This window comes from Pseudomonas sp. IT-93MI4, from assembly GCF_949767635.1.
GTDB classification, from domain to species: domain Bacteria; phylum Pseudomonadota; class Gammaproteobacteria; order Pseudomonadales; family Pseudomonadaceae; genus Aquipseudomonas; species Aquipseudomonas putida_A.
In genome coordinates, this window is the sequence record NZ_CATKPP010000011.1 from 1 (window position 1) to 25,734 (window position 25,734).

The 25,734-nt window shown below is 58.3% G+C and carries 27 protein-coding genes and 3 tRNA genes; 14 read left to right on the forward strand and 16 right to left on the reverse strand.

Going from position 1 to position 25,734, the window contains the following annotated elements; all coding sequences use genetic code 11:
- Positions 1-88: 88 nt before the first annotated feature.
- From ACM6I7_RS07255 to ACM6I7_RS07285, 7 genes are all read right to left on the reverse strand, one after another.
- Positions 89-691, reverse strand: a complete 603-nt coding sequence (locus ACM6I7_RS07255; protein ID WP_103366966.1) for a terminase small subunit — start codon at positions 689-691, stop codon at positions 89-91.
- A gap of 765 nt (positions 692-1,456) precedes the next feature.
- Entirely contained in the window at positions 1,457-1,789 is a 333-nt protein-coding gene (locus ACM6I7_RS07260; RefSeq protein ID WP_414888236.1) for a phage holin family protein, read from the reverse strand.
- A 538-nt stretch (positions 1,790-2,327) separates the two neighbouring features.
- Positions 2,328-2,687 carry a hypothetical protein gene (locus tag ACM6I7_RS07265; RefSeq protein ID WP_323161354.1) on the reverse strand — a complete coding sequence of 120 codons (360 nt, stop codon included), beginning with the start codon at positions 2,685-2,687 and terminating at the stop codon, positions 2,328-2,330.
- Positions 2,680-4,899 carry a VapE domain-containing protein gene (locus tag ACM6I7_RS07270; RefSeq protein WP_414888237.1) on the reverse strand — a complete coding sequence of 740 codons (2,220 nt, stop codon included), beginning with the start codon at positions 4,897-4,899 and terminating at the stop codon, positions 2,680-2,682. Before ACM6I7_RS07270 ends, ACM6I7_RS07265 begins: the two co-directional genes overlap by 8 nt.
- Positions 4,889-5,113, reverse strand: a complete 225-nt coding sequence (locus tag ACM6I7_RS07275; protein WP_008080171.1) for a TraR/DksA family transcriptional regulator — start codon at positions 5,111-5,113, stop codon at positions 4,889-4,891. The genes ACM6I7_RS07270 and ACM6I7_RS07275 overlap by 11 nt, the downstream gene beginning before the upstream one ends.
- Positions 5,106-5,624 (reverse strand): phage regulatory CII family protein, encoded by a 519-nt coding sequence (locus ACM6I7_RS07280; RefSeq protein WP_009049401.1) that lies wholly within the window; start codon positions 5,622-5,624, stop codon positions 5,106-5,108. Before ACM6I7_RS07280 ends, ACM6I7_RS07275 begins: the two co-directional genes overlap by 8 nt.
- Positions 5,625-5,943: 319 nt before the next feature.
- Positions 5,944-6,195, reverse strand: a complete 252-nt coding sequence (locus ACM6I7_RS07285) for a transcriptional regulator (protein ID WP_414888238.1) — start codon at positions 6,193-6,195, stop codon at positions 5,944-5,946.
- A gap of 101 nt (positions 6,196-6,296) precedes the next feature.
- On the opposite strand from ACM6I7_RS07285, the gene ACM6I7_RS07290 reads away from it, so the two are divergent.
- The 7 genes from ACM6I7_RS07290 (at position 6,297) to xerC (ending at position 10,438) form a co-directional block, all read left to right on the forward strand.
- Entirely contained in the window at positions 6,297-7,058 is a 762-nt protein-coding gene (locus tag ACM6I7_RS07290) for a S24 family peptidase (RefSeq protein WP_082729334.1), read from the forward strand.
- 253 nt (positions 7,059-7,311) lie between these two features.
- Positions 7,312-7,902 (forward strand): hypothetical protein, encoded by a 591-nt coding sequence (locus ACM6I7_RS07295; RefSeq protein ID WP_414888239.1) that lies wholly within the window; start codon positions 7,312-7,314, stop codon positions 7,900-7,902.
- A gap of 10 nt (positions 7,903-7,912) precedes the next feature.
- Positions 7,913-8,194, forward strand: a complete 282-nt coding sequence (locus tag ACM6I7_RS07300) for a phage antirepressor KilAC domain-containing protein (RefSeq protein ID WP_414888240.1) — start codon at positions 7,913-7,915, stop codon at positions 8,192-8,194.
- Positions 8,195-8,352: 158 nt separating this feature from the next.
- Entirely contained in the window at positions 8,353-8,733 is a 381-nt protein-coding gene (locus ACM6I7_RS07305) for a pyocin activator PrtN family protein (RefSeq protein WP_060843853.1), read from the forward strand.
- A complete protein-coding gene (locus ACM6I7_RS07310; protein ID WP_414888241.1) occupies positions 8,730-9,203 on the forward strand; it encodes a hypothetical protein in 474 nt (157 codons plus the stop codon). The genes ACM6I7_RS07305 and ACM6I7_RS07310 overlap by 4 nt, the downstream gene beginning before the upstream one ends.
- On the forward strand, positions 9,200-9,406 hold the full coding sequence (locus tag ACM6I7_RS07315) for a DUF4224 domain-containing protein (RefSeq protein WP_060843854.1): 207 nt from the start codon (positions 9,200-9,202) through the stop codon (positions 9,404-9,406). Before ACM6I7_RS07310 ends, ACM6I7_RS07315 begins: the two co-directional genes overlap by 4 nt.
- Positions 9,407-10,438 (forward strand): tyrosine recombinase XerC, encoded by a 1,032-nt coding sequence (gene xerC, locus ACM6I7_RS07320; protein ID WP_056785472.1) that lies wholly within the window; start codon positions 9,407-9,409, stop codon positions 10,436-10,438.
- Positions 10,439-10,531: 93 nt separating this feature from the next.
- Here the strand turns inward: xerC and ACM6I7_RS07325 are convergent.
- From ACM6I7_RS07325 to ACM6I7_RS07360, 8 genes are all read right to left on the reverse strand, one after another.
- A tRNA-Leu gene (locus tag ACM6I7_RS07325) sits at positions 10,532-10,618 on the reverse strand.
- Positions 10,619-10,812: 194 nt separating this feature from the next.
- Positions 10,813-10,886 (reverse strand) — tRNA-Cys (locus ACM6I7_RS07330).
- A gap of 46 nt (positions 10,887-10,932) precedes the next feature.
- Positions 10,933-11,008, reverse strand: a tRNA-Gly gene (locus tag ACM6I7_RS07335).
- A 60-nt stretch (positions 11,009-11,068) separates the two neighbouring features.
- Positions 11,069-11,629 carry a CDP-diacylglycerol--glycerol-3-phosphate 3-phosphatidyltransferase gene (gene pgsA, locus ACM6I7_RS07340; protein WP_003225417.1) on the reverse strand — a complete coding sequence of 187 codons (561 nt, stop codon included), beginning with the start codon at positions 11,627-11,629 and terminating at the stop codon, positions 11,069-11,071.
- A 32-nt stretch (positions 11,630-11,661) separates the two neighbouring features.
- Positions 11,662-13,485: an excinuclease ABC subunit UvrC gene (uvrC, locus tag ACM6I7_RS07345; protein ID WP_027612674.1), complete on the reverse strand. Its 1,824-nt coding sequence runs from the start codon at positions 13,483-13,485 to the stop codon at positions 11,662-11,664.
- A 2-nt stretch (positions 13,486-13,487) separates the two neighbouring features.
- Entirely contained in the window at positions 13,488-14,129 is a 642-nt protein-coding gene (uvrY, locus tag ACM6I7_RS07350) for a UvrY/SirA/GacA family response regulator transcription factor (RefSeq protein ID WP_024012761.1), read from the reverse strand.
- 127 nt (positions 14,130-14,256) lie between these two features.
- Positions 14,257-14,700 carry a GNAT family N-acetyltransferase gene (locus tag ACM6I7_RS07355; RefSeq protein WP_096796530.1) on the reverse strand — a complete coding sequence of 148 codons (444 nt, stop codon included), beginning with the start codon at positions 14,698-14,700 and terminating at the stop codon, positions 14,257-14,259.
- Complete coding sequence (locus tag ACM6I7_RS07360; RefSeq protein WP_096796529.1) at positions 14,697-15,458, reverse strand: carbon-nitrogen hydrolase family protein; 762 nt, start codon at positions 15,456-15,458, stop codon at positions 14,697-14,699. The genes ACM6I7_RS07355 and ACM6I7_RS07360 overlap by 4 nt, the downstream gene beginning before the upstream one ends.
- Positions 15,459-16,073: 615 nt before the next feature.
- Between ACM6I7_RS07360 and ACM6I7_RS07365 the strand changes: the two genes are divergently transcribed.
- Entirely contained in the window at positions 16,074-17,138 is a 1,065-nt protein-coding gene (locus tag ACM6I7_RS07365; RefSeq protein ID WP_183780083.1) for a 3-deoxy-7-phosphoheptulonate synthase, read from the forward strand.
- A gap of 73 nt (positions 17,139-17,211) precedes the next feature.
- On the opposite strand, the gene ACM6I7_RS07370 is transcribed toward ACM6I7_RS07365, so the two are convergent.
- On the reverse strand, positions 17,212-18,390 hold the full coding sequence (locus ACM6I7_RS07370; protein ID WP_414888532.1) for a hypothetical protein: 1,179 nt from the start codon (positions 18,388-18,390) through the stop codon (positions 17,212-17,214).
- 337 nt (positions 18,391-18,727) lie between these two features.
- Here ACM6I7_RS07370 and ACM6I7_RS07375 point away from each other — a divergent pair, with 337 nt between their 5' ends.
- The 6 genes from ACM6I7_RS07375 to ACM6I7_RS07400 all read left to right on the forward strand — a co-directional run bounded on the left by ACM6I7_RS07375 (position 18,728) and on the right by ACM6I7_RS07400 (position 25,646).
- Positions 18,728-19,597 (forward strand): esterase/lipase family protein, encoded by an 870-nt coding sequence (locus ACM6I7_RS07375; protein WP_027612669.1) that lies wholly within the window; start codon positions 18,728-18,730, stop codon positions 19,595-19,597.
- Positions 19,598-19,693: 96 nt separating this feature from the next.
- A complete protein-coding gene (locus tag ACM6I7_RS07380; RefSeq protein WP_016774509.1) occupies positions 19,694-19,975 on the forward strand; it encodes a peptidylprolyl isomerase in 282 nt (93 codons plus the stop codon).
- Positions 19,976-20,110: 135 nt separating this feature from the next.
- Positions 20,111-21,979, forward strand: coding sequence for an extracellular solute-binding protein (locus ACM6I7_RS07385; protein ID WP_414888242.1), 1,869 nt, complete (start codon positions 20,111-20,113; stop codon positions 21,977-21,979).
- Positions 21,979-23,040 (forward strand): microcin C ABC transporter permease YejB, encoded by a 1,062-nt coding sequence (locus ACM6I7_RS07390; protein ID WP_027612667.1) that lies wholly within the window; start codon positions 21,979-21,981, stop codon positions 23,038-23,040. Before ACM6I7_RS07385 ends, ACM6I7_RS07390 begins: the two co-directional genes overlap by 1 nt.
- Complete coding sequence (locus ACM6I7_RS07395) at positions 23,040-24,062, forward strand: ABC transporter permease (protein WP_027612666.1); 1,023 nt, start codon at positions 23,040-23,042, stop codon at positions 24,060-24,062. Before ACM6I7_RS07390 ends, ACM6I7_RS07395 begins: the two co-directional genes overlap by 1 nt.
- Positions 24,063-24,071: 9 nt before the next feature.
- Complete coding sequence (locus tag ACM6I7_RS07400; RefSeq protein WP_027612665.1) at positions 24,072-25,646, forward strand: ABC transporter ATP-binding protein; 1,575 nt, start codon at positions 24,072-24,074, stop codon at positions 25,644-25,646.
- Positions 25,647-25,734 lie beyond the last annotated feature (88 nt).

A 25,734-nucleotide genomic window follows, 5' to 3' on the forward strand; every position in this document is an offset into this window, starting at 1 on the left:
ATCGACCGGTTGAATCCACAGCCGAAAGCAGACGGCCAAATAACCAGCTTCTTGGCGTCGTTGTCACGGGACAGGTCCACAGATACTTTTAGCATTCACTCAATGCAAATCCGAAGTCGTCACTGGACACTTGAGCGGCTTCGTTGAGCCGCTGGCGCAGCGCAGCCGTTAGCTGCCTCTCTACTTCCCATGGATCAGATAGAGCAGCGAGCTGTGGCGCCAATTGAGGCGACAGGCTCATCAGTGAATGATTGAGCGATCGCGCTGTTTCAAAGGCGGCTTTCTGCACAAAGCTGATTTCCACCAGTTCCCCCTGAGCCTTGCGAAACTCCATCTCGGCCATCCTCGCCAGGTAGTGCTCGCGATGCGCACGTGCTTTCTGAAAGTCCGGGGACTGCCCTTGCGCGGATTCAACGGGCGGCGGCGCAGCCATGTTAGTCGGTTCGGATTGGGCTGAGACTTGGCTGTACACATCACGCTGAAGCCGCTCCTGTTGGTGGCGGGCAGCGACGGCAGCCTTGCTTGGGTCAGCGGTATCGCGGATCAATGCTTCGGTGGCCAGCACGTCGACCTGCTTGCCGTTGGGCGACAGTACCAGTCGGCCGTTCTCTTTCAGCCAGGTGATGTAACTCGGTGACCGACCAATGTGCGCCGCGAAGGCGCTCTTCGACAGGTATGTGGCTGTGCTCATAAGCCCTCCTTTTCAGCGGCTTTTCAATGATTCCTTTCAAGATTTCAGTGGATTGAAATTTCAGTAAGCTGGCGAGCCTCCAACTAACACGATCCCGCGGGTTTCCGACCCCGTGTCCTTTGAAAGTCCTCAGGGTCCCCGGCGAGTTCTGGCTGATTCCGATCGCGACGAGGGCGTTGCGCCAAGAGCGGTGCACGGAGATCCGCCGGCTTTGATTTCTGGCGGGAGTTGGTGATTTATCTTTGCTTCGCGGTAGATCTGCGCGGACCGAACCAACGATCACGTACCTGGTCAGCTTCATCCAGAAGCTGCGCGAGTTCATCTTCGCTGATGACTCCATTCCTTTGCAGAGCTCGGCAGTAGCCAATAGCGCCTCTGAACAGCGTCTCCAGATCACGCTCGTCTACGGCTTCAGCAAAAAGGTCAAAATTGGATCGCGCTTTAGCCAGTGCGGCTGATTTGATAATGGCATCGTTGAGGGCTCTAGATCGGGCTTTTGAACAGGCCCCGAACCGATTATTGGTACAACGCCTGTCCTTACCCTATATCAATCTTGACCACCCAAACAGTGATTGAGTCCCCATATTTCAAAAACCTATACATCTGCCGATGGTTATTTCCTTTCCTACAAACACTCGTGTTTGCAAAGACGGACATCCCTGCAACCGTTTCAGCTAGAGAGATTCCGCGAGTTCGATAACCCGTGTAGGGGGCGGCCCTCAGGGAGGACCCGGAAAAATCGGCACCCTACCCGGCCTGCCCGGCTCATGCCTTCGGTTCCGCCTCGCTCAGGTCCAAGCGCTTGGCCACCCAGCGTTCGTACAAGCCGATGGCGACGTCCGCGCCGGCCATCGCGGTCAGGCAACCCAGGGCGCCCGCTGTCCAGATCGACAGGCCCGCACCGAACAGCAACATCATCGCTGACACACCGCACACGATGCAGGCACCGGACCGAAGTGCGAGGCGGCGCAGTAACGCCCAACCTCGTGCCCCATCCTTGTCAGCGCGCCACATCTCGCCGGAGACACCGCCAACCAGTGACAGGGCAATCACCAACCAGATCGGCATCTCTGACAGTGCCTGTTGCTCGTTCGTCATTGCCCTGCCCCTTAAACAAAAAGACCCGGCGCAATGGCCGGGTCAGGTGTGGGTGGCCTGCCGCGCTTTGCGGTCGCACCCATCGAAGATGGCCCCTTTTTACAGGTCGATTCTGGTGGCAGCAAGACCGTTTTAATGCCATCCGGTGAATATGTGGCTTACGTCCGGTGAACGGCTGGCGAATGTCGGTGAATATCTCAACCCGGCTGGCTTTTGCTTCTGTTGTTTCGGTGGCGTCCCATGCGTCCCACCTCTCCAAAACAAGGTGGGACGCCTGAAAGCCCCGCAGATTGGGGCTTTGCCCCACCGTCCTACTTTTATCTCTCTTTTCTCGTGTATAGAAAGAATATTTAAAAACACGCGTGCGCGTAAACGCGCGTACCTGTACCCGCTACGCACACACGGGCGGGAGGCCCGAAAAAGGTGGGACGGTGGGACAGCCCAACAACGACGCGGCCTGCGCCCGTCTCACCACTGCAAAAAGCGGTGGGACGGAGGCAGGCCGGTGGGACGGCGTGAGCCAGAGTTGTGCCCACGGTCAAGCCGCTTCCCCCAGGAGGAAGTGCTCGACCACGATGTGGGCGTCATGCAGGCGCTGGTAATAGAGATTGCGCGTGCAGCCACTGCGCGTCAGACGCGCTGCCAAGGGCGCATCGGGCTGGAAGTAATGCACCTGGACCACCGTCATCAACTCGGGATCGAGGCGTTTCTTGACGATGCGTTCGATGTCCAGGGAGGCTTCCAGCGGCACCCTGCTCCCGCGCCTGCCGCGCACGAGCTGACCACCGCTCTCCATCATCATCGCGACCATGTTGCCCCCGGAGTAACCGGCGGCTACCTCGTCGCTGTGCAGCTCCTGAGCCCATTGCTTGAGGGCCATATCGATTGCCTTAATCATCGAAGCACGGCTCCTCAAACTCAGGTTGTTCCCGCGCAGGCGCCCTGCCCCAACCCTCAGGTTTCTTGTACGCCCATGGCCGCTGGCCGCTCTTGCTCAAGGCGCCCAAACGGAAACGTCGCCAGCCCAGTCGATGCAGGATCGCGCCCACGCGCATCTGCTCGGGTTTGCCCCAATGACCGGGATCGAGCTTGAGCGCCTGACTCATCACCTCACTGCCGGTGGTGGTCTCGCCGATCTGCGACTCTTCGAGCCAGGTCAGGATGGGCGTTTCCCATTCGTCCACCACAAAGCGTTCGTCCTGCTCCTCGCTGAACATCGGCGCTTCCTCTCGCGTCACCCACCAGAGATCACCGGCCTCAAAGCAGAACACCGCTTCGGCCCACAACTGGTCGCGGATCTCGCGCAGCAACGGCACGTCGACCTTGGTACAGGCTACCGGCCAATAACGACGGTTGCCGGTGGCGTCCTTGAGGTACTCGTCCTGGTTGGTGGTACCGACGAAGACACACTGGCGTGGCACGTCCAACGTTCTGCGGCCATAACTTTCGCGGTAGGTGTCGGTGGACGCGGAGAAGAACTGTTTGGCCTTGGTGCTCTCGGCCTTGTTGAAGCTGTCCAGCTCGCCGAGCTCGACAATCCACTTGCCACGAATCGCCTGGAAGCCGTCCTTGTCACCGAGGGCAAACGGCGTGTCCATGAACCACTCACCGCCGAGCACGCTCATGGCGGTCGACTTACCGGCGCCTTGTACGCCTTCGAGGATCATCACCGAGTCCGCCTTGCAGCCGGGTTTCATCACCCGCGCCACGGCCGAGATCATCCAGCGCTTGCCGACCTTGAACGTGTAATCGGTTGCCTTCACCCCCATGACATCCGTCAACCAGCGCTCCAGGCGCGGCACGCGATCCCATTCCAGTTTCTTCAAGTACTCGCGCACCGGGTGAAACGCGTGGTCGTGAGCCACGACACTGACCGCCTCAATCACGTGCGAGGACTTCACACGCAGGTTGTACTGCTGCGCGAGCCACTTCATCACGCGCACGTCATCGATGTCGGCCCATTCGCCGGTACCGCCGCCATAAGGCGCAGCACGCAGCTTGACGATCTTCGAGCTGAAGGCGCAGTAGCTGATTACCCCGGCCCAGCGTTCATCGTGAGCGAGGATCAATTCGACGTTCTGCATGTGCGCGATCAGCGCGCCGCTTTCACTGCGAGCGAGCTGATCTTTCCAGCCACCGGCAGCGGGTGGGCGGACCACGGCCAGCACTTGTCGGCGAACCGCGTCCAAACCTTCAGCAACGTGCAGGTCGTTGAAGTCGGTCCACTTGTCGTGACGCTCGACCGAGAAGATCGGCGCCACGACCTGGGCACCGACGATCAATGCAGCATTGCTCGCCTTCTCCTCGCCCGGGTTCCAGGCATCGCCATTGGGCTTTTTGGTCTTCCAGTCATCGTCACGGCAGATGATCAGTGGGCAGCCGGCGAAGCGCTCGCGCATGATCTTGCACACGGCCAGCAAGTTACCGGCATCGAAGGCCACGGCCACAGCGAGCGACGTCGCCATGTGCAGGCTGGCGCCGGTGGCGTAGCCCTCGCACACCAGCACCGGTTCGCCCGGTACCGGGTGCGGACCGAGCAGGTGGAAAGTGCCCTCCTTTGCCATGCCGTAAGGCCAGTAGGATTTGTCGCGGCCGGTGTCTTCCTGCTTGCTCGGGAAGATCACTTGCAGGCCCATGATCTGATCACGGGCGTTCTTCATCGGAACCAGCACAGCACCGGTGCGCGGCGCGTAACGCACGTTGATGCCAACGATCTGTTTGCGATCCAGGTAATCGCTGCGCCCGGTGGTCGGCATGCGCTCGAACAAACCTTGCGCCCTTTTCGCGGCCCGCCGCGCAGCGTTGTTCGCGATTTCGGCGGCGCGGCGCTTGGCTTCTTCCTGGCGGGCGCGCATCACTTCGCGCTCCTCCGGCGACATGCGACCGGCCTTGACCTTGATCTTCTGCGTCTCGCCCGAACGCCAGTCACCGAAAGCGCCGAAGATCAGCGTGTCGCCCTTCTCCGTGCGCTGCTCGTGGACCACGTACCAGCCGTTCTTTTCCTTGCCCTTGTCCTGCGAAGTCTTGCAGCGGGTCAGCTTGCCGAACACCAACGGTTGCGCCGGCTCCAGACCGTAATCGGCGAATTGCCCCAATACCTCATCGAGCATGCTGAATCCCCCGCTCAGACAGGGACTGGCAGCTGATGCATTGCGAGCAACCCGGTTGAGCCAGGCGGCGTGCTTCCGGGATCGGATCGTCACAGGCTTCACAGAACAGCAAAGAATGGGCAGCGCTTTCGGCTTTGGCAGCGCTGCGCGCGGCCATAGCCTGATCGATGCGTTCCTGCACCAGGTCGTTGGCGAAATCGGCGATGTCAGCCACGGTCAGCACCTCGCGTCGTCTGGTTGACGTAGGTGGCGCGGTTGAACAAACCCAGCAGACCTTGAATGCCCCGGAACACCTGCAGGCGAATCGCAGCCAGTTCCTGATCAGTCACCACACCGTCGCCGATGCTCTTGGCCCACGTCTCGGCCAGATCAGCGACCTGGCGGAAGTATTCGGCGATCCCCGTCGTCAAAGTCTCGGGCATGTCGTTGGTGTAGGTGTCGGCCAGCTCCTGCCAGATCGTGTCGCCGACCAGCGCATGCACCGCATCCAGAATGCGGCGATCCTTGGTCAGTTCGAGGATCTCGCCAAACTCCTGAATGTTGATGGAGTGACTCGGGTGGGTCGGCGACAGTTTGTGCTGCAGCGTGGTCGGGTTACGACCGGTCGTGGCAGCGATGGCAGCAGCCCCGCCTGGGTAATCGCGAGCGGCGTGGTACAGCGCTAAATCGAGCGGCAGGATTTCCCGCTGCGCCCGTTCCAGAGAACTGAGAGCAATTCGGCTCATGGCATTAATCCTAAAAGTTGCCAGTGCCGCGCGACAGGGAGTGGTGATACATTTGTCGCGTGGCTTGGTATGGCCCAAACGCCGGTAACCCTTGCAGGGGACAACCGGCACCGTGCCGGGGCGAACAATCCGTTGTTCACCCCTGGCGCAACAGCTGCCAGCTCTGTGGTAAGAACGGCAGCAACACCAAGGCTTCCGAGCCTTGGAAACGCAATGAAGGTCGGCGGCATGTGGTGTGCTCGCCTTCCGACATCGCGACCCGATAGCATTGTGGTGATGCTGTCGGGAGAAACTGGGCGACCCTAGGGTCGCCTTTTTTCTATGCAGCGTTTTCTACTCTGCGAGTAGCTGTTGCCTGCATTCGCAGATATTGCCAATCAATGTCCGGCCTTAGCGACTCACACGTCACACGACTGCCGCTATGCCGATCGATCGAAATGGATAAGGCTGCGTTCGCTCGACGATTGCCATAAGCAACCTGCTTTAATTGGCCGACTGAGGTATTACATCGAGAGGCGAAGCTCTTGAGCTGCGTGTCGTCTAGGATCTTTAGGTATTCGAGAAGCGTCATTGCTAACCCCCTATTCAACTCAAGATTAGCAACTGCTAATCCGATCCGCAATAGCAAAACGTAATTTACATTTTGCTAACGGAGCACGGATGATTCCCCATATGAATATCTACGAAAAACGCCTCACGATTCTTAAAGCCCTGATTGGTGAAAACCAACTCAAGGACTTTGCCGGAGCGCATGCCGATGTGGACGCTTCTTACATTTCTCAGATCCTGAACGGACACCGGACATTGGGTGACCGAGCGGCCACGAACCTCGCAAAAAAGCTCGCAATTCCTGCTGATTTGCTGACGACGGGAACCTACTCCGCCGAAGACCAACATCAAATCACCGCCGCTTGGATCGCTCTTGGCCTTAAGCCTCCGGTTTTGCCCCACCCCGCGTTCTTCAATGCGACCATTAACGAAACCGCTCTTAGAACAGCTGAAGAGCGGGAAGCAAGCGAGCACCGGCGCCCTGCCCCAGTACCTGTAGTAGGAAAGGCTATGTTGGGTACTGATGGCTACTTCGACGCACTTGAATATCCTCCTGGTCATGGCGATGGGTACTTGGAAATTATCAGTTCCGATCCCGACGCATATGGCTTGAAAGTCGTGGGAAGCAGCATGCATCCACGCATCAAAAACGGGGAGTTTGTGCTCATAGAGCCAAATCATAGTTATCAGACTGGCGATGAGGTCCTCGTGCGGACCACTGATGGTAGGGCAATGGTGAAAGAGTTCATTTATCGCCGGGACGGTCAACTCCGGTTCGATAGCATTAACGACAGCTACCCTCCTATCTTCCTGGAAGAAAAGCTCGTCGAAAAAATCCATTACGTCGGGGCTATCTTGAAGCCGTCAAAGTACCTCGAGATCTGAAATTTAGCATTTGCTATTGCAGAACGGATTAGCTGTTGCTAATTTGCACTCACTCTTTCACCACGGAGCGAGGCAAATTCATGCATACCAAAGCTACGATTCATATACATCCAACCATCGCTGACCCCTGCCGCATTTTCGAGGTTCGTCGTCTGGCCAGAGAATGCGGCTGCGTTTTTATAAGCATCAAAACCTCCAAAAAACGTCGCCCTTCTGCCAAGTGTTTCGACCCAAATGGTGGAGGACACGCGGCATGATCAAATACAAGATCGACAACCGCACCCTGCAGTTGCTCAATGCCCAGGTCAATCTGACCGAGACCTTCAATCACGTCCTGCGCACAGCGCCGAAGCGCGAGTGTCTGGCATTCCGTCTCAAAGCTGAGCGCGGCTCAGTAGAAAGCACTTTCGTCGTGGAGCTGGGCAGCGAACGCCACACGCTAACCCTGCAGAACGACAAGAAGATGCACCTAAAGCTGGCCGACTTTATTGAAGAAATTGCCAACGGTCCGTTCGACGCGAGCAACTCCAGCGACCTGTTGCATCTCCCGCATGCCGATCGTCAATACGGCCGTTTTGAGCTCCAGGACAAGCAGCGCGTATTCGAACTGGTGCACACCGGCGGTGTGCTGAGCCTCGACATGGGTTTCGAGCTTCCCCTGCATGTGGCGCTGCATCGCACCCATTCACGCCGGGGCGTCACCGCCATCTTGAGCATCGGCAACAAGAGCCCGCATACGCGCTGCTTCACTCTGTACGACCCCGATGCCGAGATCTACGCAAAGCTCATTGAGTCCATCAACCACCTTGCTGCAGCGGCCACTCCTGCTGCGCATGCTGCTTGAGGAACCGTTTATGGAACGCACCCTCGCCCAAGCAGCCGCTCAACTCAGCCTCACTCGCCCCAAACTGATCGCTCTCATGCGGGAAAAAGGTTTGCTCAAGGGAAACCTGCCGGCGAACCCGAAGCGCGACAAAGCGTACCTGCGGGCCAAGGACAGTCCCTGGTATGACGAGAAACACGGAATGCAGTACAGCCAGTCGACTCGGGTGAAGCAGGCCGGTATCCGTTGGCTGGCCGAGCAGTTGGACATCGATCTTCCTGCAATCCCTGCAGACCGCCGTGACGTGGCCTAGGGAGTACGCTCGCCAGATTGTTGCCATGCGCACACGAGAGGAGCGCAACGCCGCGCTCCTCGAAGTGCCCGAACATCTGCGCGAGCTGACTAAACGCCACTGCCTGAATGCCTGGAACCACCCGGCCCGAAAACAACTCAAGGAGGCTCGACAAGGCCATGAGTAACGCCACGCAGAATCCGCTTCGCCTTCATCCGGCGCCCGAATCGACCACCGTCGAAATGCTCTATCGCACTTTTGGGAATGTACTGATCCCACTGGAAAAAATACGGGAAGCCTATTTTCGCAACTTAAATTCACAGCTGTTCGTGACTGAGATCTACAACGGCCGGATTCAGCTTCCGATCACTACGATCGACGCCAGTCGCAAGGCACTCAAATACGTCCACATACGGCACATGGCCTCGCTGATCGACATCTGCGCCTACAAGGCTGATGAGAACATGCAGCGACAGCATGACGACCAACACGATGCTGCACCCACACCACTGACGGCAGTTACCACCAGCCAACGACAACCCCAGGAGCACACCAAATGATGACTCCAGTACAAACAGTTGCACTCGTCATCTTGATCGTTATGGCGGCCCTCCTGGTATGGGGCGGTTACATCATGGGCCGCAGAGATGGTCTTGAGACCGGCCTGCGCGAGGGTGAAGACATTCAGCGCGCCGTAAGTGCTAAAACCATCCGCGAGCTTAGAGCCTCGCTGCAATTCATTAGCGCAGATCACACGCGCTTGGTACACACCTGCAAACGATTTGAAGCAGGTCCACTCTTCGGCCCGGCCGAGCACCAGACACTGATCGATATCGGCGAGCTGCTGCGGATCGCCGCTGAGACCTTCAGCGCCTTTCGTACCGGCAAGAAGCTCGAGCGTGATACCCGATCGCTGCGCGAACAGGCGCTTGCAATGGCTGCGCAGCTATATCCAGGAACCGAAGGCAGCAAGGTCGCACTGCAAGCGCATTCGAAGCGCTCCGCATTTCCTAGCAAGGAACCAGCATGAGCATTCAATTTCTCAGCCATGAGCAAGTCTGCGAACTGACCGGAGCTAAAACTAAAGCCGGTCAGATTATGGTGCTGAAGCGCAATGGCATTCGTCATACCATCAAGCGCAATGGCTGGCCTTGCGTGATTGCGTCCGCGCTGACAGGAGCAACTACCAACGCGACAGAAACTCCAACGTGGCAGCCGCGCCTGGTGGGATGAATGGGACGAAGACCAACAAAGCCGGGGAGCATTCCTCGCCTGCGCGAGAGAAAACGCGGCAACACCACCTATTACCTTTATGACACTGGCGGGAAACCACGCAAGGAAATACCGCTAGGTACGGATTACGGCCTGGCCATCTTAGAGTACGCAAAGCTCGAAAAAAGCCGCGTCTCTCAAGCCTTGACACAAACCGTACTTACCTTTGCTTACGTAGCCGAGCTTTATATGAATGAGGTGGTTCCCACAAAAGCCCATGCCACTCAAAAAGACAACGCGCGCGAACTCAAAAACCTTCTTCTGTTCTTCAACGACCCGCCCGCCCCTCTAGAAGCTATCGAACCGAAACATGTCAGCCAGTACCTTCGTCATCGTGGCAAGACAGCACCTATTCGCGCGAATCGGGAGAAGGCGCTACTCAGCTCCATCTGGAACTTTGCTCGCGAGAATGGCTATACATCCTTGGCAAATCCTTGCTCAGGCGTGAAAGGCAATAAAGAAACCGGTCGCGACATATATGTTGAAGACGACGTACTTGCCAGAGCCTACCGGCATGCCGATCAGCCATTGAGAGACGCTTTGGACCTGTTCTACCTAACAGGTCAGAGGATCGCAGACACATTGAAGATGGATGAGCGAGACATAAAAGACGGAAAGCTCTCCGTTCAGCAAGGCAAGACTGGGGCTAAACGAAGGATCGAGATCATTGGTGAGCTCAAAGTCGTAATCGATCGAATCATGACACGAAAGGCTGGACACAAAATCAGATCAACACGTCTGGTAGTAATCGACTCTGGGCAGCCAATGACGACCAGCATGCTCAGAAAGCGGTTTGATGACGCCAGGGAAGCAGCCGGGATTCCAAAAGCAGAATTTCAGATGCGCGACCTAAGAGCAAAAGCGGCGACGGATAAGGAGGAGTCAACAGGGAGCATCCGAGAAGCTAGAGACCAGCTAGGACATACAACCGTTGGGATGACAGAACAGTACATTCGAATGCGCAAGGGGATGAAGGTTACCCCCACGAAGTGACTGACGGTCACGAATTGCGGAAAAGATTTTTTGATTGCGGAAAAAAGAACTAAGGGCTTGCATGAGATATGTCATGCAAGCCCTTGATATTCATGGTGCCCGAAGCCGGAATCGAACCGGCACGCCCTTACGAGCGGGGGATTTTAAGTCCCATGCGTCTACCAGTTTCGCCATTCGGGCGGTAGCGCTGTTGTAGTGCTCAAATCAGTCGACCAGAGAATCTGTCTGTGTTGAGCCTTTGAAGCAGAGCGGGAAATATATACATCACGTCCCGGTGAAGCAAGTTCACAGTGGCTGATTTCAAGACTAAATCTTGCAGCGCACTGAAAATAAAAAAGCTCCGTAAATCATGGATCTACGGAGCTTGTTTATAGTGGAGGCCGAGGTCGGAATCGAACCGGCGTAGGCGGATTTGCAATCCGCTGCATAACCATTTTGCTACTCGGCCTCAAACGATCGCTGTTTAGTAGCACAACAACAACCGCGTACAAACTTGGAGCGGGAAACGAGACTCGAACTCGCGACCCCGACCTTGGCAAGGTCGTGCTCTACCAACTGAGCTATTCCCGCTTGGTGTGGCGCATTCTATAGATTTCAGATGCCCCGTCAACCCTTTGATTCAAAAAAGTTTTATTTCTTTTCAACGTCGGTTTTCAGATGCGGCCAGGCGGCCCGCAGGTATTGAACCATCGACCACAACGTCAGGCCCGCCGAGATCATCAGCAAGGCGTAACCCAGCAGCACCCAGAAGCTGAAATCGCGGGGATTGGCCAGCAGGATCACCAGCGCCAGCATCTGCGCCGCGGTTTTCCACTTGCCGAGATTGGACACTGCTACATGAGCGCGGGCACCGAGTTCGGCCATCCATTCACGCAAGGCCGATACGACAATCTCGCGGCCGATGATGACGGCTGCGGGAAGTGTCAGCCACAAATTGCCGTGTTCCTGAACCAGCAGTACCAAAGCGACTGCCACCATCAGCTTGTCGGCAACCGGATCGAGAAACGCGCCGAACGGCGTGCTTTGTTCAAGGCGGCGGGCCAGATAGCCATCCAGCCAGTCAGTTGCCGCCGCAAAGGCGAATACCGAAGCGGAGGCCATATAGCTCCACTGGTAAGGCAGGTAAAACAGCAAAATGAAGATCGGGATGAGCAGGACGCGGAGAACGGTAATCAGATTAGGGATATTCATCGGCACAACTGGCTACGAGGTGAGTTGGCATTCTACTCGCTATGCAGGTTTGCATAAATCGACTCTGCGAGCTTTTTACTGATCCCCGGTGCTTTGGCGATCTCTTCGATGCTTGCACGAGACAGCTCCTGCAATCCACCAAAATGTTTCAACAAGTCCCGACGTCGGGTCGGCCCGACACCCGCAACGCCTTCCAGCGTCGAGGTACGGCGGGTCTTGCCGCGCCGCGCACGGTGGCCGGTGATTGCGAAGCGATGCGCCTCGTCACGAATCTGCTGGATCAGGTGCAACGCCGGGGAATCGCCACGCAGCGTGAACTCATGCGCGGCATCATTGAGATACAAAGTTTCGAAGCCTGCCTTGCGTGTTGCACCCTTCGCCACACCCAGCAGAATGAGATCCGGCACTGCCAGTTCGTTGAGTACGTCGCGTGCCATCGACAACTGCCCCTTGCCACCGTCCACCAACAGAATGTCCGGCAGCTTGCCCTCCCCGTCCTTCAGCTTGCTGAAGCGCCGAGTCAACGCCTGGTGCATAGCTGCATAGTCATCACCCGCCGTGACCCCTTCAATGTTGTAACGACGATAGTCGGATTTGATCGCGCCTTCCGGGCCGAACACGACACAGGAAGCGACGGTGGCCTCACCACTGGAGTGACTGATGTCATAGCACTCAAGACGCTGCGGCGGCTCATCCAGGTTCAGCACTTCTGCCAGCGCATCGAAGCGCGCAGCCGTGTGTTGCCGGTTGGCCAGGCGTGCACCCAGCGCTTGCTCGGCATTGGTGACCGCCAACTGCTGCCATCGAGCCCGCGTGCCGCGTACCCGGTGGCTGATGCTCAGCTCCCGACCGCGCAGCTCGTGGATGGCGTCGATCAGAGCCGTGGCGTCTTCGGGAACCACGTTGACGATCAGTTCGCCTGGCAGGTCGCGCTCCGGACTGCTGATGTAGTACTGACCGAGGAACGCCGCCATGACTTCAGCGACCTCCTCCTCGATACCCACCTGCGGAAAGAAGTTCTTGCTGCCCAACACCCGACCGCCGCGCACACTGATCAAGTGAACGCAAGCGCCGCCCGGGTTGACGAAAGCTGCGATAACATCGATGTCGCCCGTTCCACCTTCCATGCTTTGCTGATCCTGAACACGGCGCAGCAAGGCAATCTGGTCACGCAACTCGGCGGCGCGCTCGAATTCGAGATTGATTGCCGCCTCTTCCATTGCCGTGGACAGCTCATTGGTCAGGGCATGACTGCGCCCCTCGAGAAACATCACCGAATGGCGTACATCCTCGGCGTAGACCTCAGGTTCGACCAGACCGACACAAGGCGCCTTGCAACGCTTGATCTGATATTGAAGACACGGGCGCGTGCGATTTTTGTAATAGCTGTCTTCGCACTGACGGACGAAAAAGGTCTTTTGCAAGAGGCTGAGACTTTCGCGAATGGCCCCGGCGCTCGGGTACGGGCCGAAATACTTGCCCTTGGCCTTCTTCGCGCCACGGTGGATGCTCAGACGTGGGAATTGGCCGTCAGACAGAAAGACATAGGGATAGGACTTATCGTCGCGCAGCAGAATGTTGTACGGCGGCCGCCACTCTTTGATCAGCGTCTGCTCAAGCAGCAACGCCTCGGTTTCGTTGGCGGTAATGGTCGTTTCGACCTGCGCGATACGCCCGACCAGCGCAGCGGTTTTTGGCGCCAGCCCGGTCTTGCGAAAATAGCTGGCAAGGCGCTTCTTGAGGTTCTTGGCCTTGCCGACATACAGCAGGCGCGCATCGCTGTCGAACATGCGATAGACGCCGGGGCGCCCACTGACAGTCGCCAGGAAGGCGCCGGAATCGAATACTTCAGTCATGATCAGGCGCTGGCATCCACCATGCCGTGGCGCACAGCCAGCAACGTAAGCTCGACGTCACTGCTGATCGACAGCTTTTCGAAAATCCGGTAGCGATATGTGTTCACTGTTTTCGGCGACAAGCAGAGTTTGTCGGAGATGATCTGCACCTTCTGGCAACCGACAATCATCAACGCGATCTGGATTTCCCGCTCGGACAAGGCGTCGAAAGGGGAATCGTTGGTTGGCTGGAACGATTTGATCGCCAGTTGCTGGGCAATCTGCGGGCTGATGTATCGCTGCCCGGCAAACACCAGACGGATCGCCTGAACCATTTCCGGCAAACCAGCGCCCTTGGTCAGGTAGCCGGCGGCACCAGCCTGTAACAGGCGCGTAGGAAATGGATCTTCCTCGCACACGGTCACCGCGACGACCTTGATGTCCGGGTGGCTGCGCAACAGCTTGCGCGTGGCCTCGAGGCCACCAATACCGGGCATCTTTACGTCCATCAGGACCACATCGGGTTTCAACTCACGGGCCTTGATCAGGGATTCTTCCCCGGACTCGGCCTGTCCAACCACCTGCAAGCCATCGATATCGGCCAGCATACGTGTAATGCCTGTACGAACGAGATCATGGTCGTCGACCACTAGCACCCTAATCAAGCAGACACCTCGCGATATGGTCTTATTGGGATGCCGGACACCTTAGCAAAAAGTGCCAGACAGACCTAGCGGCAAGCATCATTTAAAAAGTTTCAATTCATCATCGAAGGCTTGCCGGCCGTGGGTTTCAGAGCACAAGTGTACCGAAATCGAGCTCCATCCTCAGGAAACACTCGTCCTCACCGCACACCTTGAAGCCTTTTCTCTTATACAGACTTTGCGCCGGATTATTTTTGAATACTGTCAAACGCAGTGCTGACAGTTTTTCGCCGCGAGCCAAAGCGACAACCTGATCAATCGCCCAGGATCCTGCACCTTGCCTGCGAGAGACCTCGGCTATTTGCAGCTCGCGGATGTACAAGGCCCGGCGATCATGACTGAGACTGAAAAATCCCACAGGAACTTCACCAAGAAGGATCAGCCAGTTGTCCCGCCCATCCCAAGCGACGTCGAACGCTTCGTCCTGCCACAGCAGCTCGTGGTCAATGTAATAGCGCAGCATGTTCTGGCACGTCAGCTCTCGGGCGAACGCCCGATCTGCCGATTCGGCACGACGCAATGCCCAGGTCACAGGTCTACCGCCACGGGTACTACTTGCCCCTGCCATGCGCCGGCATCACGCCGGGCAATAACCAACACTTCACCCGGCCCTCGCGCCGCCACCACCAGCGTCCCGCTTTCAGACCAGAACGCGCTGCGACCCGCCGATTGCCATCCACCCGTGAGCCCGGCGTGATTGGCCATCAGCACCGCCATTGAGTGGTTTTGGGCATAGCCCTGCAGCAGCGCGCTATCCACGCCGTAGCCTTTTTCCCCGATCAGCACGCCTGCTGCGTACAGGTCGGCACCAAGATTGGCGGCCGCTGCCGCGTGACTGGCGTGGGAAAAGTCAGCGCAGACCGCCAGCGCTACGGTATCGCCGCCTATGCTCAAGGACGAACCACCAGCACCTGGGGCATAGAAAAGCTCTTCGCCACTGTGCAGATGTTGTTTGCTGTAAACCTCAAGAGAACCATCCCCTCCTAATGTCAGCGCGCCGATCAATACCTTCGAACTGTCCCTATCGCGAATCGGCATACCGACGACAGCGGTGAGGCCCAGCTCGCGAGCGCAATCGCGCAAGGGTTGCAGCACAGCATCCTGCGGATCGATTGCCAGGTCTGCGGCCATCTGGCCTTCGTAGCCTGTCAGCGACAGCTCCGGGAACACCAGCAGCTCGACGCCCTGCTCCGCCGCCACGGCCATGAAGCGCAAATGACGGGCGAGGTTCGCCGCCAGATCACCGGCAATGGAGAGCGACTGAGCTGCAGCGACCGTGAACATCGACATGAATCATCCTTGGTGTTTGTGCAAAGCAACCAGTGTGTCACAACGCCTGCAGCACTCAAGCGATAGGTAACCTCCGCAATGGCGATAGCAATTTCTGATTGCTCAGCCGTACGGGCCTCTAGTAAGCTCGGCGCATTCATCGGAGACAAACCATGTTCAACGCCCTCTCACAGCTTCGTTCCGCCAGCGCCCTGCGCTCGGTTGCGGCTGCCCGGGCGAATGACGTTTGCGCTCCTGTCAGCTTTTATTTTGGGTATTGGTTTAGCCACTGGCGCGCCTGATACCCACCGGCGCCCATAAAAACGGGTCGCCTACCAGAGAATTCTCAACCCCCGGTCGGCCTCCCGACCGGGGGTTTTGTTTTTTCAGGCCCCAAATTTTTCAGCAACACACCAGAACTTTGAGGAATCACGACATGAACTACGCCACTTATTACCGTTACGACACTTTTACCGCCTGGCGATTTAGCAACCTCCGCTCGGGACAGCCTGCCGCCTCCGATCGGTCACCCACAGGTGGCAAGCACACACACGCAGCCAATCCGGCCAATTGTCGAACACCCCAGTAGGGCCGAGTGAGCGGGAAACACCCGCCGCCAGCCCAGGAATCCCGAATATGAACTCGTCTGTTTCTGCTCTGCCACTGACCACCCTTGACTCTGCCAACGAAGCACTGACCCTGCGTCTGCCCAGCGCATTGCAGCTCAAACAGCAATTGCCCCTGAGCAATGCCCTCGCCCAGCAAGTCGCAGCCCACCGCCAGGCTGTCCGCGCGATCCTCAATGGCGAAGACCATCGCCTGCTGGTCGTCGTCGGCCCTTGCTCGATTCATGACCCGCGCTCCGCACTCGAATACGCCGAAAAACTTTCCCGCCTGGCCCATGAAGTCAGAGACGAGATGCTGTTGGTGATGCGCGCCTACATCGAAAAACCACGCACCACCGTCGGCTGGAAAGGTCTGGCTTACGACCCGCACCTGGATGGCAGCGACGACATGGCTGGCGGCCTGACCCTGTCGCGTGAATTGATGCTTGAGATGATCCGCCTGGGCCTGCCCATCGCTACCGAGTTGCTGCAACCAATGGCGGCCGGCTACTTCGACGACCTGCTCAGTTGGGTTGCTATCGGTGCACGCACCACCGAATCGCAGATTCACCGGGAAATGGCCAGCGGCTTGAACATGCCCGTTGGTTTCAAGAACGGCACCGACGGTGGCGTAGGTGTAGCCGTCGACGCCATGCGCTCGGCAGCACATCCGCACCGACACTTCGGTGTCGACAGCCAAGGGCACCCGGCGATCATCCAGACCCCGGGCAACCCCGACACTCATATAGTGCTGCGCGGCGGTCATCACGGTCCTAACTACGATCGCGAAAGCGTCGCCCGGGTACATGCCGACCTGAGCCGACTGAAAATTCCGAGCCGGATCATGGTCGACTGTAGCCACGCCAACAGCGGCAAGGACCCATTGCGCCAGCCCGACGTGTTCAACGCGGTTCTCGAACAACGCCTGCTGGGCGATCGTTCCTTGATCGGCATGATGATTGAATCCCACCTGTTCGAAGGCTGCCAGCCCTTGAGCCCCACACTGCGTTACGGGGTGTCGGTTACCGATGGTTGCCTTGGGTTCAGTGCGACGGAACAGTTGCTGTCGAGCGCTGCCGAACGTCTTCGAGACTGATGATCCGAGCAGCCTTTGCGGGCTTATCAAAATCCCGCAAAGGCTGAGTCATCGCTCAGACTTCACCACCGGGTTATGCCCGCACCCGGATGCGTGTTATCTCGGAAGCCTGGCTGACATCATCCAGCCGCTCCACTGAATACGACACCTGCACCACAGTTTCCCGATGCTCTCGCCAGAAACGATAAGGCACGATGAATACCAAAGGCTCGCCTGCAGTTTCCCGGGTGATGTCCCGATCATCGCGGTGACTGAAATACTCACCATCGCATTTCAAGTAAACCAGCTCCCCCTCCTCGGCCTGGGCATTGCCGATCACCACGGTAATGCCATCCTCGGCATCTACTGCCTCCAGTTCGCCATCTTGCGCTTCCAGTACCTGCGGAGCTGCGAGCTCGCCTCGCATCAATGGCGAGATCAGAATTCGCGAGGTTGCAGAGTTCCTCACCTGCTCCGCCCCTGACTCCACCCGGTAGCTGACGCTCACCTCCTGCATACGATGAGGGGCAATAGAATCTGCGGGTATCCAGAAAGACAGCGCTTCGCCGACAGCAAACGGCTCCACGAGCAACACATCACTGATCACCGGCAGTCCTTCGACCCCTTGCCACGACAGGATGACCCGGTCCCCGACAGCCATGCGGGCGTAAGGTCGCACGATAACGCTAGTGCCCTGCGGGACACGGGCTGGATCGAGCGTCCCGCCCACCGTCTCTTCAAGGATCGGAGCCAGCAGATCGGGTTCCGGATCACCCACATTCAGCTGCAAACGACTGGATGACACGGGCTTCTGCAGCGCAACGCTGTACAGCGTCCAGTAAACCTCCAGCGAGCCGCGCTCCAGCGCTGCGATGTGCAAACCCTTTATGATAAAGACGAGTTCCTGACCCACCTGACTTTCACTGACCGCACGAGTGGTTTCGTGAATATAGGGCAATCCTTCGTCATCCAGTCCTTGCCAGCTCAGCACAAGTTTGTCGCCGCACAACATGTTCGGGTAAGGCGCCACCCTGACGAATGCATGGTCCAGTGAAGGATCAAGCATTCCACCCTCCATAACCTCAAGCATCGGTGCAGGCAGCCACGAGTCTGGAGAGTCTGCCGCCGCAGACGCGTGTCGATAGCAGAATTCGAAGTGGTCGCCGTCCACCTTCAAACTCAGAAGACGGTGTTCACCGGATTCATCCGCTACAGGGGACATATTTGACGCTGGTACCACAGAAGAATCGCCGGTGGCTTCGTATATAGACATTCGTAGCTCCATTCCTTGGATAAAACGCCGCCGTGAAGGCCGCGTCGAACGAAATCCATTGAACACCATCCAGCGACCGGCGGAAGTCAGCACAACGCCTTCCGTCGGCAGGGTAAATACACCGCATGACGTAGGCTTACGAAGCAGAATCCAGCGATACCGGGCAAAAGATTGCCAAATGTTCCGACTACCCTCTCAAGCAGAAGCGAAAATTCGTACCGCTTTTAGTCCAATTTCCTTTCAGTACAGAGGATTTTTCAGACATCGCCGACCCGCAGGCCTGTTTTACAGTGGCACGCACCAACCACTGACAAGCATCTGCAAAAGAGGCAGGAACATGCAACGGAATGCGACAACCCGCTACCCCATCCTTTTGGTCCATGGCCTGTTCGGGTTTGACCGTATCGGCCATTTCGAGCTTTTTCATGATGTCAAGCAAGCGCTGAGGGAGGCAGGCGGGCAAGTGTTTGTACCGCAGCTGTCCGCAACCCATGACAACGAAGTTCGCGGCCAGCAATTGATGTTCCAGATCGAGCGCGTTCTGCGAGGCACCGGCGCCGGTAAAGTCAACCTGATCGGACATAGCCAGGGCGCGCTGGCATGCCGTTATGCCGCCGCGCTCGCGCCGGAGAAAGTCGCCTCGGTGACATCGGTCAGCGGCCCCAATCACGGCTCGGAACTGGCTGACGCCTTACGCCTGGCGCTGGTTCCGGGAGGCCTGCCGGAGCAGGTGGCGGAGCACGCTGCGACACAGTTTGCGCGATTCCTCTCGCTACTCAGCGGTCAACCGGGTCTGCCGCAGGCCGCCGTAGCCGCACTCAATGCCCTGACGACTGCGGACGTCGGGCAATTCAACAAAAAATACCCTCAAGGCCTGCCTTCGACGTGGGGCGGCCAGGGGGCGGAACGGGTCAATGACGTCCACTACTACTCCTGGAGCGGCACGCTGCAGGACAATTTGTTGCAGGCTCTGGATCCAGTGCATTCCGTCTGCCACGCATTATCCAGCCATTTCGTCACGGAGGCCGGACAGAACGATGGTTTCGTGGGCCGTTACAGTTCTCACCTGGGCCGGGTCATCCGCTCCGACTATCCCCTCAATCACCTTGGCAGCTTGCGTCATCCGGGCGGATTGCGAATACCCGGCGCGGATCCCGTCGACCTCTATGTCGAACACGCGATGCGCCTGAAAGCCGCGCAACTGTAGATGTACGTCAATGTACCGAGTGGAACTTTGCAGAGAAATCGCTTACTGAATCCGGTAGGCTCCACACTTTACTGAAATAGATTGGAGAATTTCCCCATGGCTAAAGCCACTGCCCGCCACATCCTGGTTTCCAGCGAAGACAAGTGCAACGAACTCAAGGCCCAGATCGAAGCCGGTGCTGATTTCGCCGAGGTCGCCAAGGCCAACTCCAGCTGCCCGTCCAGCCGTCAGGGCGGCGATCTGGGTTCGTTCGGTCCTGGCCAGATGGTCAAGGAATTCGACACCGTAGTCTTCAGCGCGCCAATCAACGTCGTGCAAGGCCCGGTGAAGACCCAGTTCGGTTATCACCTGCTCGAAGTCACCAGCCGCCAGGACTGATCCGTCGCCTGATTGCTGTCCCAACGGCCCGCCTTTTGGTGGGCCGTTGTGTTTTGGTTACAGGATACGGCTGGCGACTGACGCGCCGCTCGCGTACAAATTGCGCTTATCGATCACCCGGCTTTAAGGCTGACAATGCGACTGGCTTTCCCGACTTTACTGTTCACTGCCGTGGCCCTGCTATTGGGCGCCGCCGGTGTGAACGCCACCCCGCAACATGCGTTGACCGTCTATGGCGAACCTGCCAAATACCCGGCCGGTTTCAGCCACTTCGACTACACCAATCCGCAGGCGCCCAAGGGCGGCACCATGCGCCGCTCGGCGATAGAGATCGGGCATTTCGATCACATCCTGCCTTATATAGACAAGGGCATCGGCGTCACCCAGATCGACGGCATGCTCTATTCGCCGCTGGCCCAGCGCTCGATGGACGAGCCCTACACGGTCTATGGCCTGGTGGCGCAAAAGATGGAGCGCTCGCAGGATGGTCTGTCGCTGCGCTTCTTCATCGATCCCAAGGCGCGTTTTGCCGACGGCAAGCCGATCACTGCCGAAGACGTGCGCTACACCTATGACCTGTTGATGACCCAGGGCAGCCTGCGCTATCGCACGCAGTTCGCCGACGTCAAAGGCGTGGAAGTGGAAGCGCCGCTGACCGTGCGCTTCGATTTCAAGAGCAACGAGAACCGCACCCTGCCGCTGGACATTGCCACCCTGCCGGTGTTTCCCGAGCACTGGTGGAAAACCCGCGACTTCGCCGGTGGCGGTGGCTATGAACCACCACTGGGCAGCGGCCCGTATCGGGTCGGCAAGGTCGACTCCGGGCGCAGCATCACCTTTGAACGCAACCCCGACTGGTGGGGCAAGGACCTGCCGGTCAGTCGCGGCCTGTATAACTTCGATCACTTCAGCATCGAATATTTCGGCGACACCGATGTTGCCCGTCAGGTATTGCGCGGCGGTGCCTATGACTACAACCGCGAGTTTTCCGCCACCGGCTATTCGATCGGTTACGACAGTCCTGCGCTGAGTGACGGACGTTTGCAGAAAGCCCACCTGGCCACCGAGGCCCCGCAATCGGCGCAGGGGTTCGTGTTCAACCTGCAGAAACCGATGTTCCAGGATCGTCGGGTGCGCCAGGCGCTGGCGATGCTCTGGGATTTCGAGTGGAGCAACCGGCAGATGATGCGCAACATGTACATCCGCCAGCAGAGCTATTTCTCCAATACCGCACTGGCAGCCCGCGAGCTGCCGGACGCCGCCGAACTGAAAATCCTTGAGCCGTTGCGCGGGCAGGTTCCCGACGAAGTGTTCACCCAGGTCTTCGAGGCGCCGAAAACCGATGGCAGCGGGCTGATCCGCGACAAGCAACTGCAAGCCCTGGAACTGCTCGAACAGGCTGGCTGGAAACCCGAGGGCGACCAACTGGTCAACGCCGAAGGCGAACCTTTGAGTTTCACCTTTCTGGTCAGCCAGAACGGTATGGATCGCCTGCTTCTGCCTTACAAGCGCACGCTGAAACAGATCGGCATAGAGCTGAATATCCGCCGCATCGACTCCTCGCAATACGTCAATCGCCTGATGAGCCGTGATTACGACATGATCGTCACCGGCTACCCGGTCAGCACGTCTCCGGGGGGCGAGCTGCTCAACTACTTCGGTTCGATATCGGCCAACGACCCCGGCGCCAACAATTACATGGTGCTGAAGAATCCGGCGGTCGACACCCTGATCAACGGCCTGATCCGCGCCTCGACCCAAAGCGACATGTTGCACTACGCCCACGCTCTGGACCGGGTGCTGCAATGGAACTACTACTGGATTCCCAACTATTACCCGCCGGGCACCTCCACCGTCTGGTGGAACCGCTTCGGCATGCCGGCGATCCAGGCCAGCAATGACGAAGCCATCGAGAGCTGGTGGGAAATCAGCAGCACGCCGTTGACCAACCAACAGATGACCGCCGAAAAAATCGGGCGTGGCAGACCCGGAGGACCGCACTGATGTGGGCATACATTCTGCGGCGCCTGCTGCTGATCATTCCGACGCTGGTGATCATCCTGCTGGTCAATTTCGTGATCATTCAGGCGGCACCCGGCGGCCCGGTCGAACAGGCCATCGCCCATCTGCAAGGCATCGGCGGTGCGAGTGTCGGCGGCAGTTCCAGCGAAACCATGAGCAACACTTCGCGCGCCAGCCGTGGCCTCGATCCGCAACTGATCAAGGACATCGAAAAGCAGTACGGTTTCGACAAACCGGCGCATGAGCGGCTGTGGCTGATGCTCAAGAACTACGCGCAGCTGGACTTCGGCAAAAGCTTTTTCCGCGGTGCGACGGTCACCGATCTGATTCTGGAAAAAATGCCGGTGACCATTTCCCTGGGCCTGTGGGCGACGCTGATCACCTATCTGGTGTCGATCCCGCTGGGCATCCGCAAAGCGGTGCATCACGGCAGCCACTTCGACATCTGGAGCAGCACCGCGATCATCATTGGCTACGCGATGCCGGCGTTTCTGTTTGCGATGTTTCTGATCGTGGTGTTTGCCGGCGGCACCTCATTGAACTGGTTTCCAGTGCGTGGTCTGGTCTCGGACAACTTCGAATCGCTGTCGACCCTGGGCAAGATTGCCGATTACTTCTGGCACCTGGTGTTGCCGGTGACGGCGCTGGTGATTGGCGGCTTCGCCACGCTGACGATTCTCACCAAGAATTCGTTCCTCAATGAAATCACCCGCCAGTACGTAGTCACCGCCCGCGCCAAAGGCTTGAGCGAGCGCCGCGTGCTTTACGGCCATGTGTTCCGCAATGCGATGCTGCTGGTGGTCTCGGGGATTCCGCAGGCGTTCATCAGTGTGTTCTTTGCCGGTTCGCTGTTGATCGAAGTGATCTTCTCTCTCGACGGCCTCGGCCGCATGAGTTACGAAGCGGCGGTTTCTCGCGACTATCCGGTGGTGTTCGGCTCGCTGTTCATCTTCACCCTGTTCGGCCTCCTGATAAAACTGATCGGCGACTTGTGCTACACCCTGGTCGACCCACGTATCGACTTCGCCGCGAGGAACGCCTGATGTTCAAGCTCTCGCCTCTGGGCCGTCGCCGTTTCGCGCGATTCAAGAAAAACCGCCGTGGCTGGTGGTCGTTGTGGCTGTTTATCGGACTGTTCGTGGTGACGCTGGGCGGTGAACTGATCGCCAATGACAAACCACTGGTGGTCAGCTATCAGAACCAGCTCTACTTCCCGGTCTTCAAGCGCTACACCGAACAGGAGTTTGGCGGGCAATTGCCGTTCCAGGCCGATTATCGCAGTGACTATGTGCAGAACCTGATCCGCAAGGGCGGTGGCTGGCTGCTGTTCCCGCCAATACCGTTCAGCGACGACACGCCCAACTACGACCTCAATCAACCTGCGCCGAGCCCGCCCTCGAAGGTCAACTGGCTCGGCACCGACGATCAGGCGCGCGATGTGTTGGCGCGGGTGATTTTCGGTGCACGGGTATCGATCCTGTTTGCCCTGATGCTGACCGCCGTCAGCGCGCTGATCGGCATCGCGGCCGGCGCCCTGCAAGGCTATTACGGCGGTTGGGTCGATCTGCTCGGGCAGCGTCTGCTGGAGGTCTGGAGCGGATTGCCGGTGCTGTACCTGCTGATCATTTTGTCCGGCTTTGTCGAGCCGAATTTCTGGTGGCTGCTGGGGATCATGGCGCTGTTTTCATGGCTGGCACTGGTGGATGTGGTGCGCGCCGAGTTCCTGCGCGGGCGTAATCTGGAATACGTCAAAGCGGCGCGCGCGTTGGGCCTGAGCGACCGCAAGGTGATTTTCCGGCACATCCTGCCGAATGCGATGAACGCGACGCTGAGTTACCTGCCGTTCATTCTGACCGGAGCGATTTCTACCCTCACCGCCCTCGACTTCCTCGGTTTCGGCATGCCCGCCGGCAGCGCTTCGCTGGGCGAACTGATCGGCCAGGGCAAACAGAACCTGCAAGCGCCGTGGCTCGGGCTGACAGCGTTCTTCACCCTGGCGCTGATTCTTTCTTTACTGGTGTTCATCGGCGAAGCGTTACGTGACGCGTTCGACCCTCGATCCTGAAGTGTGACCATGACTGATAACCTGATCGAAATCCGTGACCTGAACGTCGCCTTCCATGGCCAGCCGGCGGTGCGAAACCTGTGCCTGGACATCCGCCCCGGCGAGTGCCTGGCGCTGGTCGGCGAGTCGGGCTCGGGCAAATCGGTAACCGCGCATTCGATCCTGCAACTGCTCCCCGAAGGCGATGCGCAAACCAGCGGCAGCATTCGCTATCGCGGTCAGGAACTGCTCGGTGCCGATCCAAAGGTCTTGCGTGAGCTACGCGGCAATCGGATCGCAATGATCTTCCAGGAGCCGATGACCTCGCTCAATCCGCTGCACACCATTGAAAAGCAGATCGGCGAGACGCTGCTGGTGCATCGCGGCCTGGGCGGTAAAGCAGCGCAACAACGCATTCTTGAACTGCTGGAACTGGTGGGCATTCAGAATCCCAAAGAGCGGCTCAAGGCCTATCCGCATCAACTTTCCGGCGGCCAGCGGCAACGAGTAATGATTGCCATGGCCCTGGCTTGTGAGCCGGAACTGCTGATCGCCGACGAGCCGACCACGGCGCTGGATGTGACGGTGCAGCGCAAGATCCTGCTGCTGCTCAAATCCCTGCAACAACGCCTGGGCATGTCGCTGCTGCTGATCAGCCACGACCTCAATCTGGTGCGCAGCATTGCGCAACGGGTGTGCGTGATGAAGGCTGGCGAAATCGTCGAGCAAGCCCCGTGCGAAACCCTGTTTACCGAACCAAAGCATCCTTACAGCTGCGTGCTGCTCAACGCCGAGCCGGAAGGCGAAGCCCTGCCCCGCGATGAACGCGAGAACGTGCTGGAAGTGGATGATCTGCGGGTCGAGTTTGTCGTCGGTGGCGGGCTGTTCCAGCGCAAACAATATTTGCGCGCGGTGGACGGCATCAGCCTGAATATCCAGCGCGGCAAAACCCTGGGCATTGTCGGTGAGTCCGGTTCGGGCAAGTCGACCCTGGGTCAGGCGATTCTGCGGTTGCTCGATTCCGAGGGCAGTATCCGTTTTCAGGGCACCGCCCTCGACGGCCTCGATCAGAAGCAATTGCGACCATGGCGTCGGCAGATGCAGGTGGTGTTTCAGGATCCGTTCGGCAGCCTCAGTCCACGGATGTCGGTGGCGCAGATCATCAGTGAAGGGCTGGAGGTGCATTGTCAGTCCAGCGCCGATGAGTGCGATGCACAGGTGATCCGTGTACTCAAGGAAGTCGGCCTGGATCCGGAAAGCCGTCATCGCTACCCGCACGAATTTTCCGGCGGTCAGCGCCAGCGTATCGCCATCGCCCGGGCGCTGGTGCTGAAACCGGCGCTGATCCTGCTCGACGAGCCGACCTCGGCCCTTGATCGTACCGTGCAGAAACAAGTGGTCGCCCTGCTCCGCGATCTTCAGGAAAAACACGGCCTGACCTACCTGTTCATCAGCCACGACCTGGCGGTGGTGCGGGCGCTGGCGCATGACATGATCGTGATCAAGGACGGCAAAGTGGTTGAGCGCGGTGCCAGCCACGAGGTGTTCGACTCACCGCAGCATCCTTACACCAAAGAGCTGTTGGCGGCGGCGCATCCGGGGTAGGCATAATCGGCGCTTGCCTTGATACCGAGTAGCATCTATCGCGAGCAGGCTCACTCCTACATTTGAAATGCGTTCCATTGTAGGAGTG

What these genes read in the sequence shown, in the direction of transcription:
- ACM6I7_RS07255 (WP_103366966.1), bottom strand. Translation starts at nt 691, where the DNA reads ATGAGCACAGCCACATACCTGTCGAAGAGCGCCTTCGCGGCGCACATT.
- ACM6I7_RS07260 (WP_414888236.1), bottom strand. Translation starts at nt 1,789, where the DNA reads ATGACGAACGAGCAACAGGCACTGTCAGAGATGCCGATCTGGTTGGTG.
- ACM6I7_RS07265 (WP_323161354.1), bottom strand. Translation starts at nt 2,687, where the DNA reads ATGATTAAGGCAATCGATATGGCCCTCAAGCAATGGGCTCAGGAGCTG.
- ACM6I7_RS07270 (WP_414888237.1), bottom strand. Translation starts at nt 4,899, where the DNA reads ATGCTCGATGAGGTATTGGGGCAATTCGCCGATTACGGTCTGGAGCCG.
- ACM6I7_RS07280 (WP_009049401.1), bottom strand. Translation starts at nt 5,624, where the DNA reads ATGAGCCGAATTGCTCTCAGTTCTCTGGAACGGGCGCAGCGGGAAATC.
- ACM6I7_RS07285 (WP_414888238.1), bottom strand. Translation starts at nt 6,195, where the DNA reads ATGACGCTTCTCGAATACCTAAAGATCCTAGACGACACGCAGCTCAAG.
- ACM6I7_RS07290 (WP_082729334.1), top strand. Translation starts at nt 6,297, where the DNA reads ATGAATATCTACGAAAAACGCCTCACGATTCTTAAAGCCCTGATTGGT.
- ACM6I7_RS07295 (WP_414888239.1), top strand. Translation starts at nt 7,312, where the DNA reads ATGATCAAATACAAGATCGACAACCGCACCCTGCAGTTGCTCAATGCC.
- ACM6I7_RS07300 (WP_414888240.1), top strand. Translation starts at nt 7,913, where the DNA reads ATGGAACGCACCCTCGCCCAAGCAGCCGCTCAACTCAGCCTCACTCGC.
- ACM6I7_RS07305 (WP_060843853.1), top strand. Translation starts at nt 8,353, where the DNA reads ATGAGTAACGCCACGCAGAATCCGCTTCGCCTTCATCCGGCGCCCGAA.
- ACM6I7_RS07310 (WP_414888241.1), top strand. Translation starts at nt 8,730, where the DNA reads ATGATGACTCCAGTACAAACAGTTGCACTCGTCATCTTGATCGTTATG.
- ACM6I7_RS07315 (WP_060843854.1), top strand. Translation starts at nt 9,200, where the DNA reads ATGAGCATTCAATTTCTCAGCCATGAGCAAGTCTGCGAACTGACCGGA.
- xerC (WP_056785472.1), top strand. Translation starts at nt 9,407, where the DNA reads ATGGGACGAAGACCAACAAAGCCGGGGAGCATTCCTCGCCTGCGCGAG.
- pgsA (WP_003225417.1), bottom strand. Translation starts at nt 11,629, where the DNA reads ATGAATATCCCTAATCTGATTACCGTTCTCCGCGTCCTGCTCATCCCG.
- uvrC (WP_027612674.1), bottom strand. Translation starts at nt 13,485, where the DNA reads ATGACTGAAGTATTCGATTCCGGCGCCTTCCTGGCGACTGTCAGTGGG.
- ACM6I7_RS07360 (WP_096796529.1), bottom strand. Translation starts at nt 15,458, where the DNA reads ATGTCGATGTTCACGGTCGCTGCAGCTCAGTCGCTCTCCATTGCCGGT.
- ACM6I7_RS07365 (WP_183780083.1), top strand. Translation starts at nt 16,074, where the DNA reads ATGAACTCGTCTGTTTCTGCTCTGCCACTGACCACCCTTGACTCTGCC.
- ACM6I7_RS07370 (WP_414888532.1), bottom strand. Translation starts at nt 18,390, where the DNA reads ATGTCTATATACGAAGCCACCGGCGATTCTTCTGTGGTACCAGCGTCA.
- ACM6I7_RS07375 (WP_027612669.1), top strand. Translation starts at nt 18,728, where the DNA reads ATGCAACGGAATGCGACAACCCGCTACCCCATCCTTTTGGTCCATGGC.
- ACM6I7_RS07380 (WP_016774509.1), top strand. Translation starts at nt 19,694, where the DNA reads ATGGCTAAAGCCACTGCCCGCCACATCCTGGTTTCCAGCGAAGACAAG.
- ACM6I7_RS07385 (WP_414888242.1), top strand. Translation starts at nt 20,111, where the DNA reads ATGCGACTGGCTTTCCCGACTTTACTGTTCACTGCCGTGGCCCTGCTA.
- ACM6I7_RS07390 (WP_027612667.1), top strand. Translation starts at nt 21,979, where the DNA reads ATGTGGGCATACATTCTGCGGCGCCTGCTGCTGATCATTCCGACGCTG.
- ACM6I7_RS07395 (WP_027612666.1), top strand. Translation starts at nt 23,040, where the DNA reads ATGTTCAAGCTCTCGCCTCTGGGCCGTCGCCGTTTCGCGCGATTCAAG.
- ACM6I7_RS07400 (WP_027612665.1), top strand. Translation starts at nt 24,072, where the DNA reads ATGACTGATAACCTGATCGAAATCCGTGACCTGAACGTCGCCTTCCAT.